This window comes from Gluconobacter sp. Dm-62 (assembly GCF_018256155.1).
Lineage (GTDB): Bacteria > Pseudomonadota > Alphaproteobacteria > Acetobacterales > Acetobacteraceae > Gluconobacter.
In genome coordinates, this window is sequence record NZ_JAERLY010000002.1 from 111,312 (window position 1) to 125,621 (window position 14,310).

Sequence of the window (14,310 nt, forward strand, 5' to 3'; positions counted from 1 at the left end):
AAGATTGCTCTTGAAAACCATGGCGGTCTGGGTCATTCAGCCGCCACTGGGATAAATCAGGTTCGGTCCTTTCACTAGGGCCGCAGCGGAGGTGTTTCGGTCCAGGCTGAAACACCTTTCATTGTATTTTGGAGGTTCTCCGTGTCCGAAAGCGTTCAGGAAGCCAAGTCGGCTCTCTCGAAGATTCGCAACATCGGTATTACCGCGCATATCGATGCCGGTAAGACCACGACGACCGAGCGTATCCTGTATTACACGGGTGTCTCTCACAAGATCGGTGAGGTCCACGAAGGCAACACCACCACCGATTACATGGCGCAGGAGCGTGAGCGTGGCATCACGATCACCTCGGCAGCCGTGACGTGTGAGTGGAACGACCACCGCATCAACATCATCGACACCCCGGGCCACATTGACTTCAACATCGAAGTCAACCGTTCGCTCCGCGTGCTCGATGGCGCGATCTTCGTGATCGAAGGCGTGGCTGGCGTGCAGCCGCAGTCGGAAACGAACTGGCGCCTCGCTGACCGTTACAACGTTCCGCGCGTCATTTTCATCAACAAGCTCGACCGTACCGGCGCCGACTTCTATTATGCTTTCAGCACGCTGAAAGAGAAGCTCGACATCGTGGCCGTGCCGCTGCAGCTCCCGATCGGCGCCGAAGAAAACTTCGTTGGCGTGGTTGATCTGGTCGAGATGCGCGCCATCGTGTGGGAAGGCGGCGAACTCGGCGCCAAGTTCCATTACGAAGAAATCCCGGCCGACCTGAAGGAAAAGGCTGACGAAGCCCGCCAGACTCTGCTCGATACGGCTCTGGCCGTGGACGACGCTGCCATGGAAGAGTACTTCGAGAAGGGTGACGTGGACGTCGCAACCCTCAAGAAGTGCATCAAGAAGGGTGCGATCTCCGGTGAATTCCGTCCCGTCATGTGCGGTACGGCCTTCAAGAACAAGGGCGTGCAGCCCCTGCTCGACGCCGTGATCGATTACCTGCCGGCTCCTGACGAAGTCGAAGGCATCCGTATCGCTCCGCCGGAAGGCGAAGAGGTTGACGAGGACTTCCTGCCGATCGTTCCGGTTGATCCGGACGGCAAGTTCGCTGGCCTTGCGTTCAAGATCATCTCCGATAAGTACGGCACGCTGACCTTCGTTCGCGTTTATCGTGGCGTCCTGAACTCCGGTGACACCATCCTGAACACAACGAAGGGTCACAAGGAACGCGTCGGCCGCATGTTCCAGATGCATGCCGACAAGCGCCAGGAAGTGAAGTCCGTCGGTGCCGGTGACATTGCCGCATTCGTGGGCCTCAAGGACACCGTCACGGGTGACACGCTTGCCGATGCCGCCGATCCAGTGGTTCTGGAGCGTATGCAGTTCCCGGTTCCGGTTATCGACATCTCCGTCGAGCCGAAGACCAAGGACGGTGTCGAGAAGATGACGCTGGCTCTGCAGAAGCTGACGGCTGAAGATCCGTCCCTGCATCTCAAGACCGATCAGGAAACGGGTCAGACCATCCTGTCCGGCATGGGTGAGCTTCACCTGGACATCATCGTTGACCGTCTGCGCCGTGAATACGGTGTTGATGCCAACATCGGTGCGCCTCAGGTGGCCTATCGTGAGACGATCACGAAGACCCACATCGAGACGTACACCCACAAGAAGCAGTCTGGTGGTTCGGGTCAGTACGCTGAAGTCAAGATCGAGTTCGCTCCGTCTGACAAGCCGGATGAGATCATCTTCACCAACAAGGTCGTTGGCGGTACGGTTCCGAAGGAATACATCCCGGCTGTCGAAAAGGGCATCCGCATGCAGAGCACCACGGGTGTTCTCGCCGGCTTCCCGACCGTGGACTTCCAGTTCACGCTGCTCGACGGTAAGTACCATGACGTTGACTCGTCGGCTCTGGCCTTCGAAATCGCCGCCAAGGCTGCTTTCCGTGAAGGCATGAAGAACGCCGGTCCGGTGATTCTCGAGCCGATCATGGACGTTGAAGTCACGACCCCGAACGATCACGTCGGTGACGTTGTCGGCGATCTTAACCGTCGCCGCGGCATCATCCAGAGCCAGGAAACGTCTGGTTCGACCGTGATGATCCGTGCACAGGTGCCACTGAAGGAAATGTTCGGCTACATCTCGCACCTGCGTTCTGCAACGAAGGGCCGTGCATCCTTCACCATGCAGTTCCATCACTACGAGGCTGTTCCTCGCAACGTGGCCGACGAAATCATCGCGAAGTCCGCCTGATTTTTTCGCCCCGGTGAGACATCAGACCCCGCCAGAGCAATCTGGCGGGGTTTTTTGTGTTCAACCCGCCAAGGAGAGACTGATGTCCCAGCCTGAACCCAGTAGAGCCGTCATCGCAATTCTGCCTGTGAACGATCTTTTACAGGCGCAACAGTTCTTTGCCCTTCTTGGCTTCTTACCCCGGGATGGCAGCACGCCCGAATACCGGCTTTTGCAAACCCCGGAGGGTGAGGAACTCCATCTGACACGGGCTGTTCCCGGCTGGGTCGAGGCCGGGCGTAATCCGTTCGGCCTTTATTTCCGCCGTCCTGACGTGGATGCGCTGGCGCAGGTGTTTGCCGGACAGGTTCTGGAAAAGGAGGGGCCGTCGATCAAGCCCTGGGGCATGTACGATTTTGCGGTCAACGGACCTGACAGCGTGCTTGTCCGGATCGGCTGGCCTGTTCGCAAAGTCTGAGCATAAAAAAGGCGGCGAAAGCTTTCCCTCCCGCCGCCTGTTCCGGTCCCGTCAGGGATCAGTGCAGATTGTCCGTCCGTCGGATGAATGCCGCGACATTGTCGTGGAGCTGCTGCAACGTCGTCGGGTCCACATAAACCATGTGGCCGGAAGTATACTGCGCATACTCGATGTTCTTTTGCAGGCTGGCCGCTATGGGCAGGTGCTTCATCTCGTATACGCCCTCGAAATACGGTGTCGCCAGGTCGTAATAGCCTGCATTGAGCATGACGTGCAGGTTTGGATTGGTTTTCATCGCCATGGCCAGGTCCGTCATGACGTTTGGCTCGCCTTCGGGTTGATATCCATGGCCGGGCTGATGGTGATGACTGTCCCAGTGGCCCTGACTGTTATAGAGGCGGTAGTCCTCGTCGGTGCCGTATTTTAGCGTATTGCGGACGTAGTCGTTAAAGACCGTGACATAGGCCGAGCTGATGGCGCTGGACTGCGGATCGTAATCCACTTCCTGGCTCATCGGATCGATTGTCGGGCTTGAATAGCGGGTGTCGAGACGTCCGGTCGCCATGCCGGTTTTTGCCTGAAGCTGCTGGTCGAACTCGCCGCCATTGACGCGCAGATCCGCCCGCAGAATGTAATCGACCGGCAGACCCGTATAGTCGTGCAGCTTTGCCGCAATGGCCTGACGCTGGTCTTCTGGCAGGTCCGCGCCCTGACGCAGGGCCAGCGTGTAGTCGGTCATCGCGAAATGCTCGACCTCATGCAGGAAGGACTTCAGGTCTGGATGTTCGGCCGGAAGGCAATGATGATACCAGGCCGTCGCGGCATAGGTCGGCAGTGCGAGCACATACGGATCGTCAACACCGGCATTGAACTGCGGGCTGTCATCGCTGTTGTCGTAGTTCAGGATCTGCGACAGCAGGATCACCCCGTTGAAGTCGATGTTCTCGTCCTGCTCCAGATTGTTGACGACCACGGCGGACCGCATCGTACCGTAGCTTTCGCCAAACAGATATTTGGGCGAGTTATAGCGGCGATATTTGGCCAGAAATTTCGAAATGAAATGCGTGAAGGCCTCTGCGTCGCCGTCAACGCCGAGGAACTCTTTGGCTGCATCCTTGCCAGCAATCCGCGAGAAGCCCGTGCCCGGCGCATCGATGAAAACAACGTCCGACACATCCAGCAGCGACTGTGGGTTGTTGATCAGCGCATAAGGAGCGGCTGGCAGGTGTGTATCGCCAGGTGTGTTCACCCGACGCGGACCGAACGTGCCCATATGGACCCAGACGGAAGCTGATCCCGGACCACCGTTATAGAGGAAAGTGATCGGGCGCTTTTCCGACGGAACGCCTTCCTTGAAATAGGCAGTGTAAAACATGGAGGCGACCGGCGCATTCTTGCTGTCGTCGTCCTTGCCGCCATCAAGCTTCGTGCCACGCTGTGCGAGAATATCGCTGGAATCGTTGTAATCGGCGGCGTGAACCAGAATGGTGCCTGCAACTGCCCGATAGGGAATAGTCGCGCCATTCACCGTTACAATCCCGTTTGTCACGCTGTCGGCATTGGGGGGCGGTGTCGCGGATTCTGCGGCCAGAGCAGGCACGGCCATGATGGCTGCGCCCAGAAGAAGGGCCTTGCGAAGCATGCAGAAGAACTTTCCGTTAGGGTTTGTTACGCAGGTTTTTAGATGTCTGCGGCCAGAAAACGAGAGTTCTGGCCGCGTATCACGTCTTAACCGAAAGCCCGATTGGCGTGCATGATGGCTATGCCAACCTCACGCAGCAGCGCAAAACAGCGCGACAATGGTTCAAAGATTTCCTCATGTTCACGGGCAAAGCCTGCCGCTTCTGCTGCATCGCCCGGTTCGCCAAAATCTAGGTTTGCGACGCTCGGGGCTGTCAGGGGGAACAGATCTTCCAGAAGATGCAACGCGCGTGGCACATCCAGACAGAGGATCAGGTTCGTGATGGCTTCCCGCGTCAGGCTGTTGCGTGGCCCGAAATAGGGAATACGCGTTGAAAGGTCCCAGAGCCGGTCAATCAGGGCAAAGCGAATTGCATGCAGAAGTTTCTCGCGGGCTTCCATCCGCGGCGCGTCGGGCCAGGCTGCGCGCAGGGCGATATGGTCTGTCTGGATGCGCCTGAACATGGCTGGGCCGCTGGTCCAGAATCGTAGCAGCTCCAGCCCGTGCGAAATGGTCAGCAGGCTCTGACGTTCTTCATCGCCCCGTGCTTTTGCAGCGCGGTCCAGCCATGTGCCAGGATCAAGTTGATGGATCGTGGCACGCAGTACATCCAGATCGGAATGGGCGAGGGCCTGACGCGCAAAATCCATGGCTTCGCGAAACCGCGAAGAGTCCGTGGCGAACTGCTCGAAGGTTTCAGGGTGTCGCTGTGCCGCATTGCCCAGCCCGTGTAGCACATTCGCCCACCAGCCCAGCTGTTGAAGAATTGCGTTGTTGGGGATGGCTCGAAGCTGCCCCGGATGCGTGATGCGCGTTACCGTCGCGGCATCGGATTGACGTGCAGAGGGCCGCGAACCGGTTTTGTCGATCAGGGAGGGGCCGAATGCACTCAGGAGGGCCGCATAGCCCGGATCATCGACCAGCGCGCCCATGTCGAGTGCGATGGTCGAGAAGAAATCAGCGGCGAAATCCGGGCGCGCATAGACCGGATCTCTCGTATCATGCGGAATTTCAGCCGTATGTTCCGCAAGTGTTGCGATCGTGGACGCTGCAAGTGCTTTGGTGCCGAACAGCGTATATCCGTCGCCACCCTGAAATGCGGTTTCAACCCGACAGCCAATGCCGGCCTCGCGCATCGCGAGCCGTGTACGGGCAGGGGAGAAATAATCGAGACGTTGACGCAGGCTGAAGGGATGCGCGCCGCGGCCAATGCTCTCACCATGCGTGTCGAACAGCGTCAGGGAGACGTCTTCCAGTCCATGCTCTGCCAGAAGCGACAGGGTGCGCATGCGGAGACGCTCGACCAGATTGGTAGCCGCAAGCTGTCCAACATACCGGCCCGAATCGGAATAGCCAAACTGGAGCGACAGTCGTCCGTTTGCCCGCAGATAGTCGCGCCAGTGGCTTGACCGGAAGGCTTCTTCCAGAATGGTTTCGCCGTTTTCAAGCGCGCTTTCTGTCTCGAACAGCGGCGAAATCTCGATCTGGTGGTCTTTGATTCCGAACAGTCGTGCCAGCCACAGTGTGGCCAGCAGGGTGTAGCCGCTCTCGGTCTCGGCGATGAGAAAGCGGATGGGTGATCCTGAGTCGATATGCTTGAGGATCTGCGCCATCGTCATCATCAGACGTGCAGCAGAGGCAGGCTCGACCAGCAGTGACCCGAAATCGACGGAGCGTGGGGTCAGGTCCAAAAGAGCCTCGTCTATTTTTGCCAGCAACACGCGGCGGCGCGAGGGCAGCGCCGGATCGTCCGTCAAACCCAGTCGGGTTCTCGCAACATTATAAATCTGTGCTGCATTCAGGCGGGTATGGATGCGCGCAATGCCAAGACCATGGTTCATGAACCCCGCGCGGATAGTGCGCAGCTGGAGTAAGCTTTCCTCGTCCAGTCCGGCTGCTGCATCCTGAAACAGCGGCAGAAGTTCGGCTGCGTCAAGCAGTGCCTTTTCCCGAAAGGAAATCAGCGTCTGCGCGAAATCGCGGATGATGTCCGGGCTTGCATCCCGCCCGGTCGGGCAGGCAGCATGCTGTGTCTTTACGGCTTCAATTGCCCGACGTGCCCGCATGGCCAACGCGCTGTCCTGCAGGCCCAGTCGTCCCAGGCCATCCGTCAGACGGTGAAGCTGGGAAAATTTCAGCTCAAGGCGGATGCGCAGCGTATCCCACCAGCCGATATCGTTGCGTCCATCGGTGTCAAACCCGACCCAACTCGCGAGAATGACCGGAGACGGATCAACCTGACCGGTTTCGCCAGACCATCTCTGGGCCATCTCCTGCAGAAGAACGGCCGTCAGGTCGTCGAGCGCGTCGCGCCCGCGCAGGATAGCTGCCAGTGCGAGAGCCTGTTCCTGAGCCAGTGTTGGCGGTCCCGGACGGCGATGCGTCTTCAGGCACGGAACCGGCAGTTCCGGATTTTCGGCGCGCTGCGTCAGGATATCATAAACCCCGTCCGCCAGTGCAAAGGTTGGATGGGCGGTAAAAACAGCTGCAATTTTGGGGATCGTCAGGGATGCAGCATCAGACGCCTGATCCACCAGGCGCTTTGCCACGGCCTTGAGCCGGTCTTGCGGATCAGCCGCATCCAGCCCGACATAGGAGCGAAGATGGGCCGCACGTTCCACGAAATGTTCATCCCGTAATGCGCGGATGACATTCTCGATTTCAGTGATCTGAGTTTGGCTTTCGTTCCGGTCATCGCTGGACAGGCTGCAACCAATGGACGCAATCAGGTCTGCGAGGCCATCGCGCTCGTGAAGAAGCCGTGACGTCATCGCGTCAATGCGGCCATGGAGGGATGGATCGAGCCGGGAGGCGCAGTCAGACATCGGGAGCAGTCTCGCTTCTGCGAAAAAAAGAAAAATGGAAGGAAAACGGGCCGCAATACTTTTCACGCCCTGCCGCCAAGCGCAACCTTGCTCTGGACGCGACAGCACGTCGGGATAATGCTATCGGTGCGATCATGCACGCGGATACGCCCCCTCCCGTTTCCCGAAACTCCGGGCCTGCCGGTCTCTCGCCAAGATTTATGGCAGGAGGTCTGCTTGTTGGCATGGGCGCACTCGCTGCGGGCACCACATTGGCGGCGGCCCGGCACATCGGCGATGACAGTCTGGCTTTCGGTCTGTTACGCGCCGGCTCCAGGGCAGGAGTTGTAGGCGGCCTTGCTGACTGGTTTGCCGTTACCGCTCTTTTTCGTCATCCACTGGGGCTGCCGATCCCACACACGGCCATCCTGCCCCGTCAGAAAGAACGTCTTGGGCAGGCGCTGGGCCGTTTCATTTCCGGGCAGTTCTTTACCGAAGAAGACGTCCGCCGTGCCCTGTCGAAAATTGACCTTTCCGGCCTGATTGCCGACATGCTGAGTGAGTCGGCGACCCGCCAGACGCTCGTCAACAGCATGCGTTCCGCCATCCCCCTGATGTTCGATCGCCTTGAAGACGGACGTGCCAAGACGGCCATTTCGCGAGCGCTGCCAGTTCTTCTGAATGGTGAAGAAATGGCGCCGTTGGTCTCGCGCGGAATGCGGGCCATGGTCGATAGCGAAATGCATCAGGAAGTCCTGTCTTTCCTGCTGGAGCGCATCAAGACCACCGTAACCTCCCGTGAGTCGGACCTTCGACATTTTGTGGAGGAACGTGTGCGCGAGCAGGGGGGACGCTTCCTGGGCTGGGCCATCGGAGGGTCGGTCGCCAGCCGGGTTCTTATGGCGCTTCATGCCGAGTTCGAGCGGGTTGATCCAATGGACTCGGAGTTGCGCCACGGTTTCACCACCTGGGTCCGTGGCGAGATCGACCGGATCGAGCACGATCCCGCACGGCGCAAGGATATGGCTGATACCATCACGTCGGTTCTGACCCACACCAGCCTCAAGGGATGGAGTTCGGAACTCTGGGATCGTCTGCGCCGGATGGTTGAAGAAGACAGCGGGCGTGAGGATGGGTGGAGCGCCACTGTGATTGATGCCGCTGTGGTGCAGCTCGCCAGCACCCTGCGGTCCAATGAGTCTCTGCGTCTTAAGGTCAATCAGGCCGTCGAAAGTACAGTCCAGAGGATCCTTCCGGGTCTGCGTGAAAAGTTGTCTGGCTTTATCGCCGCTGTGATGGCGGGCTGGGATGGGAACGATCTGGCCGCCCGGCTGGAGTCGCGTGTTGGTCGTGACCTCGCCTACATCCGCATAAATGGCACAGTCGTCGGATTTCTCGCCGGAGCCGCGCTCGACGGCGTTTCCCGACTGTTTTTTGGCGTGTAACATTCCATGTCTGACGAGCAGTCGGATACAGAAGTCTTGACCTTTGCTCCGGGATGGGTCATTTGAAACAAATCAGGACTTAGCAAGTCTTGAATTAGAACAAGATGTGAGTGTGCAAGCGATGCTGAGGCTGTCAAAACTGGCCGATTACGCCACTGTCCTTCTGGTCCATCTCGGTCGTCACGAAGGACTGGCAACAGCAGCAGCCCTTGCAGTAGAAACCGGCGTCCCCGAGCCTACCGTTGCCAAGCTCCTCAAGGGGCTGGCTTCCAATGGTCTGGTTCTTTCCCATCGTGGCGCCAGAGGCGGTTACCGCCTTGCTAGCGAGCTTGAAAAAGTTACCGTTGCAGCCGTTATCGCAGCGGTGGATGGCCCGATCGCCATTACAGCCTGTTGTGACGGGCGCGAATGTGAGCACAGCTCGCTTTGCGGCCTGTCGGGGCAGTGGGACGTTGTGAACGACGCCATCCTCAGCACACTCAACAGCATCACACTGGCGGATATGGGCCGTCACGCGGAGCGCCTGCCAAAGCGCGGTCCCGCGTTCGCACCTGCCGCCTCCGTTGGAGCGGAGACAACCTCCGTGACCGATGTGGTCAGTTAAGGACAACACACCATGCCAGCCGTGACGGAAACCCGCGAGACAGTCGAAAAGCTCGCGAAATCCAGCTACGAATGGGGCTTTGAAACCGATATCGAGATGGATATCGCGCCCAAGGGCCTCAACGAAGATACGGTGCGCCTGATTTCACAGCGCAAGGGTGAGCCGCAGTGGATGCTGGACTGGCGTCTGAAGGCTTTTCGCGCGTGGCTGGAAATGGAAGAGCCGACCTGGGCCCATATCCATTACCCGCCGATCGATTATCAGGATGCGCACTACTTCGCCCAGCCGAAGAAGAAGCCCGGCCCCAAAAGCCTTGAAGAAGTCGATCCCGAGCTGCTCCGGACCTACGCCAAGCTCGGCATTCCGCTGCATGAGCAGGCTTTGCTTGCCGGTGTGGAAGGTGCTGAAGAGCGTCTGCCCATCGCGGTCGATGCCGTCTTTGACAGCGTGTCCGTCGCGACGACCTTCCGCAAGACACTTGCCGAAGCCGGGGTGATCTTCTGCCCGATCTCCGACGCGATCCGTGAACATCCCGAACTGGTTCAGAAATATCTGGGCACGGTAGTTCCGGTGGCTGACAATTTCTTCGGTGCCCTGAACTCCGCCGTCTTTACGGACGGTTCGTTCGTCTACATTCCCGAGGGCGTCCGCTGCCCGATGGAGTTGTCTACTTATTTCCGCATCAATGCGCGCAATACCGGGCAGTTCGAACGCACACTCATCATCGCCGAAGACCGCGCGACCGTCTCCTATCTGGAAGGCTGCACGGCGCCGCAGCGTGACGAAAACCAGCTTCATGCGGCTGTGGTCGAACTGATCGCGATGGAAGACGCCTCGATCAAGTACTCCACTGTTCAGAACTGGTATCCGGGCGACGATGAGGGCCGTGGCGGCATCTACAATTTTGTCACCAAGCGTGGCATCTGCCGTGGCGCGCGCTCCAAGATTTCCTGGACGCAGGTCGAGACAGGCTCTGCCATCACATGGAAATATCCGTCCTGCGTGCTGGCGGGTGAGGGATCGGTCGGCGAGTTCTATTCGGTTGCGGTGACCAACAACCACCAGCAGGCCGATACGGGCACGAAGATGATTCATCTGGCGCCGAATACGCGCTCGACGATCATTGCCAAGACCATTTCGGCCGGCAAGTCTGACAGCACCTATCGCGGTCTGGTCCGCATGCAGCCAAAGGCGCGGAACGCACGCAATTTCACGCAGTGCGACAGCCTGCTGATCGGCGATCAGTGCGGCGCGCATACGGTGCCGTATATCGAAAGCCGTAACATGACGGCGCGCGTGGAGCATGAAGCGACCACGTCAAAAATCTCTGAAGACGAGCTCTTCTACTGCCGTTCGCGCGGACTGTCGGAAGAAGATGCAGTCGGTCTGATCGTCAATGGTTTCTGCCGCGAGGTGCTCAAGGAGCTGCCGATGGAATTCGCGGTCGAGGCGCAGAAGCTTCTGCAGATCAGCCTCGAAGGAAGTGTGGGTTAATATGAGCGATTTTCTGAAAATTCAGGGTCTTCAGGCCCGCATCGACGCCGATGGAACCCCCAAGGACATCCTCAAGGGGCTTGATCTTGAAGTCCCCAAGGGCGAGATCCACGCCATCATGGGGCCGAACGGCTCGGGTAAATCCACGCTGTCTTACGTGCTCGCCGGTCGTGACGACTACGAAGTCACGGGTGGTTCCGCCACTTTCAAGGGGCAGGATCTGCTTGCCCTTGATCCCGAAGAGCGTGCGGCCCTTGGTCTGTTCCTGGCGTTTCAGTCGCCAGTCGAACTGCCAGGTGTGAACAACGCGAATTTTCTGCGGACTGCCGTGAACGCGGTTCGCCGGGCGCGTGGTGAAGCCGAACTGGATGCCGTGGCCTTCCTTAAGGCTGTCCGTGCCGAGACCAAACACCTGTCCATGTCCGACGACATGCTCAAGCGTGCGGTTAATGTCGGCTTCTCGGGTGGCGAGAAGAAGCGCAATGAAGTGCTCCAGATGCGTCTACTTCAGCCGTCTTTCGCTATTCTTGATGAGACGGATAGCGGGCTCGACATTGATGCCCTGCGTATCGTCGCGGAAGGTGTGAACTCCCTGCGCAGCCCGAATTTCTCCGCTCTGGTCATCACGCATCATCAGCGTCTGCTCGATTATATCGTGCCGGACCGCGTGCATGTCATGGCGCACGGCCGCATCATCCATAGCGGCGGTCCTGATATCGCCAAGACGCTTGAGAAGCAGGGATATACCCAGTTTCTCGAGGCGGCAGCGTGAGTGGAGCGCCGACCGTGACGCAGGACGCCGTTCGGGCTCTGGAGGCGTTCATCCAGCGTTCCGCCGGGCATGGGGCTGCCCTCGCCGAGACGGGCCTGCCGACGCGGCGTGTCGAAGCCTGGCGCTATACCCCGCTTCGCACTCTTGCGGATACGGCGTGGCATCAGGCGGCACCTCTGGCTTCTGAGGCCGTCAGTACATTCCTTGACCGTTTGCCACTGCCTGAAAACGGCGCGCGCATGGTGTATGGGAATGGCAGACTTCTGGAGGGCCTGTCAGCTCTACCTGAGGTGGCTACGCAGGGTTCGGAGAACATTTCTCCGCTGAAGGGCATGTTTTCCGCCACGCTGAACGCAGCGCTGGGTGAAAAAGGCCTCGATCTGCGCATTCCGGCCGGAACGGATGCGGGACTTCTGACTCTCATCAGCCTGTCTGATGGCGATAATGTCTCGATGCATCTTCAGCACCGCATCGTGCTGGAGGATGGCGCTTCCCTGACGTTATATGATGTGAATGCAGGTGAGGGGCGGTATATCGCCAATCCGCGTTTCGATATCGTCGTAGGCAAAGGTGCTAAGCTGCGTCACGTCAAATTGCAGCGCGAAAGCCTGACGGGTACGCATCTCGCCATCGTTTCCGCCAATGTGTCGGAGAAGGGCGAGTACGACAGCTTTACTCTGAACCAGGGCAGCAACCTTGCCCGGCATGAAGCCGTCGTCACGCTGGGCGCTCCCCATGCGATTGTGCATGTGAATGGTGTGCAGATCGTGGATGGGCAGCGTCTGAATGATCTGACATCCATGATCCATCATGCGGCTCCGGACGGTAGTTCGCGCCAGACCGTCAAGACGGTTCTGTCTGACGCCGGGCAGGGCGTGTTTCAGGGTAAGATCCTCGTGGATCGCGTCGCCCAGAAAACGGACGGCTACCAGATGAACCAGGCGCTGCTTCTGTCTGAAAAAGCGCAGATCAACAGCAAGCCTGAGCTGGAAATCTACGCGGATGACGTCAAGTGCAGCCATGGTGCGACTGTGGGCGCCCTTGATGACGAGCAGCTTTTCTATCTGCGCTCCCGCGGCGTTCCTGAAGCCCAGGCGCGTGATATCCTTGTGCGGGCGTTCCTAATTGATGCACTGGATCTCGTTGCCGATGAGGCCCTGCGTGATCTGCTGGGACGGAGCATGGCGTCATGACGGGCACTCGCGATACGTCCGCAAAAACGACGGCCGAGATCCGCGCTCATTTCCCAATCCTGAACGAAACCGTTCATGGTCGGCCGCTGGTCTTTCTCGACAGCGCGGCTTCGTCGCAGAAGCCCGATGTCGTGATCGAGGCCATGCGGGATGCGGCCTATCACCAATATGCCAATATCCATCGCGGCCTGCACTGGATGAGCGAGCGAACGACGGAAGCCTATGAGCGCGTCCGTCATGACGTTGCCCGTCTGCTGAATGCGCCCGACCATCGCGAGATTGTATTTACCCGCAACAGCACCGAGGCCATTAACCTCGTGGCCCACAGCTTTGGTTGCATGCTCAAGCCGGGTCAGGCGGTCCTGATTTCTGAACTCGAGCACCACGCCAATATCGTGCCCTGGCTCATGTTGCGGGACCGTGCAGGCATTGATCTGCGGGTTGCGCCCATCAATGCCGCCGGTGACATCGATCTGGACGCCTACGAAGCGCTCCTTTCGGACGGCAAGGTGGCGCTCGTTGCCATCACGCATATGTCCAACGTGCTCGGGACCCTCACGCCGGCCAGGAAACTGACGGAAATCGCTCACGCTTACGGCGCGCGCATCCTGCTGGATGGGTCACAGTCTGTCGTGCATCGCAGGATTGATGTGCAGGAGCTCGGGGCAGATTTCTTCACCTTCACCGGGCACAAGCTCTATGGTCCCACGGGGATCGGTGTGCTTTGGGGCAAGATGGAGCTTCTGGACGCCATGCCGCCTTTCATGGGCGGTGGTGATATGATCCAGAACGTCTCGTTCGAACGCGCCACCTGGGCCCATGTGCCTCACAAGTTCGAAGCCGGAACACCGGCCATTCTGGAAACGATTGGTCTGGGTGCTGCCGTCCGTTTCGTGGAAAGCATTGGTTATGATGCGATCTCCCGTCATGAAGCGGAACTGACCAGCTACGCGCTGGAAAAGATGCGCGGCATCAACAGCCTGAGTGTTCTTGGTGCGCCTGAAGAGCGTGGTGGCGTGATTTCCTTCCTCATGGACGGCGCTCACCCGCATGATCTGGCAACGCTGCTCGATCAGCTCGGGATTGCCATCCGCGCGGGGCAGCATTGTGCCGAACCGCTGGTCCGGCGTCTGGGTGTTCAGGCCACGGCGCGTGCCAGTTTCGGCATCTACACCACGACCGACGAAATCGACACGTTTATCGAAGGCCTTGAACGGGCCCGGATGATGCTCACATGAGTGAAGCCATGACCGATATCTCTCCCAGTGAAGACAAAGCCTGCGTTCCTGCTTCGGGCGCTGCTCCGGATCAGGAAGCCGTCATCGCAGCCATTGCCACGGTTTATGATCCGGAGATCCCGGTCAACGTCTATGAGCTTGGCCTGATCTACGCGATTGACCTGCATGACGATGGCCGCGTTCATATGGAAATGACGCTGACGGCTCCAAACTGTCCCAGCGCGCAGGAACTGCCCGAGATGGTGCGTGATGCCGTGTCTCATGTTCCGGGTGTGAGCCAGGCGACGATCGAGATCGTCTGGGATCCGCCATGGGATATGAGCCGTATGAGCGATGATGCCCGTCTTGCCCTGAATATGTTCTGATCCGGAAAAACCA

Annotated in this window: 11 protein-coding genes; 9 read left to right on the plus strand and 2 right to left on the minus strand. The window is 58.9% G+C overall.

Features of this window, described 5'->3' with window-relative positions:
* The first annotated feature begins 141 nt into the window (after positions 1-141).
* A complete protein-coding gene (fusA, locus tag JK202_RS02290; RefSeq protein ID WP_211557645.1) occupies positions 142-2,244 on the plus strand; it encodes an elongation factor G in 2,103 nt (700 codons plus the stop codon).
* An 82-nt stretch (positions 2,245-2,326) separates the two neighbouring features.
* Entirely contained in the window at positions 2,327-2,701 is a 375-nt protein-coding gene (locus tag JK202_RS02295; RefSeq protein WP_211557647.1) for a hypothetical protein, read from the plus strand.
* Positions 2,702-2,759: 58 nt separating this feature from the next.
* Here JK202_RS02295 and JK202_RS02300 read toward each other — a convergent pair whose 3' ends face one another.
* Both JK202_RS02300 and JK202_RS02305 read right to left on the minus strand, forming a co-directional pair.
* Positions 2,760-4,343 (minus strand): S10 family peptidase, encoded by a 1,584-nt coding sequence (locus JK202_RS02300; protein ID WP_211557649.1) that lies wholly within the window; start codon positions 4,341-4,343, stop codon positions 2,760-2,762.
* Positions 4,344-4,429: 86 nt separating this feature from the next.
* On the minus strand, positions 4,430-7,207 hold the full coding sequence (locus JK202_RS02305) for a phosphoenolpyruvate carboxylase (protein ID WP_211557650.1): 2,778 nt from the start codon (positions 7,205-7,207) through the stop codon (positions 4,430-4,432).
* A 224-nt stretch (positions 7,208-7,431) separates the two neighbouring features.
* Between JK202_RS02305 and JK202_RS02310 the strand changes: the two genes are divergently transcribed.
* From JK202_RS02310 to JK202_RS02340, 7 genes are all read left to right on the plus strand, one after another.
* Positions 7,432-8,631, plus strand: coding sequence for a DUF445 domain-containing protein (locus tag JK202_RS02310; protein WP_249199558.1), 1,200 nt, complete (start codon positions 7,432-7,434; stop codon positions 8,629-8,631).
* A 121-nt stretch (positions 8,632-8,752) separates the two neighbouring features.
* Complete coding sequence (locus JK202_RS02315; RefSeq protein WP_211557651.1) at positions 8,753-9,235, plus strand: SUF system Fe-S cluster assembly regulator; 483 nt, start codon at positions 8,753-8,755, stop codon at positions 9,233-9,235.
* A gap of 12 nt (positions 9,236-9,247) precedes the next feature.
* A complete protein-coding gene (gene sufB / locus JK202_RS02320; RefSeq protein WP_211557652.1) occupies positions 9,248-10,729 on the plus strand; it encodes a Fe-S cluster assembly protein SufB in 1,482 nt (493 codons plus the stop codon).
* 1 nt (position 10,730) lies between these two features.
* Entirely contained in the window at positions 10,731-11,501 is a 771-nt protein-coding gene (sufC, locus tag JK202_RS02325) for a Fe-S cluster assembly ATPase SufC (RefSeq protein ID WP_211557659.1), read from the plus strand.
* 14 nt (positions 11,502-11,515) lie between these two features.
* Positions 11,516-12,694, plus strand: coding sequence for a Fe-S cluster assembly protein SufD (sufD, locus tag JK202_RS02330; protein WP_211557661.1), 1,179 nt, complete (start codon positions 11,516-11,518; stop codon positions 12,692-12,694).
* The gene (locus JK202_RS02335; RefSeq protein WP_211557662.1) at positions 12,691-13,932 is read left to right on the plus strand and encodes a cysteine desulfurase; all 1,242 of its coding nucleotides are present in this window, start codon (positions 12,691-12,693) and stop codon (positions 13,930-13,932) included. The genes sufD and JK202_RS02335 overlap by 4 nt, the downstream gene beginning before the upstream one ends.
* Positions 13,929-14,297 (plus strand): SUF system Fe-S cluster assembly protein, encoded by a 369-nt coding sequence (locus JK202_RS02340; protein ID WP_211557663.1) that lies wholly within the window; start codon positions 13,929-13,931, stop codon positions 14,295-14,297. The genes JK202_RS02335 and JK202_RS02340 overlap by 4 nt, the downstream gene beginning before the upstream one ends.
* Positions 14,298-14,310: the final 13 nt, after the last annotated feature.

Bases quoted from the DNA above. Each gene is read 5' to 3' on its own strand.
- JK202_RS02295 (WP_211557647.1), top strand. From the start codon at position 2,327: ATGTCCCAGCCTGAACCCAGTAGAGCCGTCATCGCAATTCTGCCTGTG.
- JK202_RS02300 (WP_211557649.1), bottom strand. From the start codon at position 4,343: ATGCTTCGCAAGGCCCTTCTTCTGGGCGCAGCCATCATGGCCGTGCCT.
- JK202_RS02305 (WP_211557650.1), bottom strand. From the start codon at position 7,207: ATGTCTGACTGCGCCTCCCGGCTCGATCCATCCCTCCATGGCCGCATT.
- JK202_RS02310 (WP_249199558.1), top strand. From the start codon at position 7,432: ATGGGCGCACTCGCTGCGGGCACCACATTGGCGGCGGCCCGGCACATC.
- JK202_RS02315 (WP_211557651.1), top strand. From the start codon at position 8,753: ATGCTGAGGCTGTCAAAACTGGCCGATTACGCCACTGTCCTTCTGGTC.
- sufB (WP_211557652.1), top strand. From the start codon at position 9,248: ATGCCAGCCGTGACGGAAACCCGCGAGACAGTCGAAAAGCTCGCGAAA.
- sufC (WP_211557659.1), top strand. From the start codon at position 10,731: ATGAGCGATTTTCTGAAAATTCAGGGTCTTCAGGCCCGCATCGACGCC.
- JK202_RS02335 (WP_211557662.1), top strand. From the start codon at position 12,691: ATGACGGGCACTCGCGATACGTCCGCAAAAACGACGGCCGAGATCCGC.
- JK202_RS02340 (WP_211557663.1), top strand. From the start codon at position 13,929: ATGAGTGAAGCCATGACCGATATCTCTCCCAGTGAAGACAAAGCCTGC.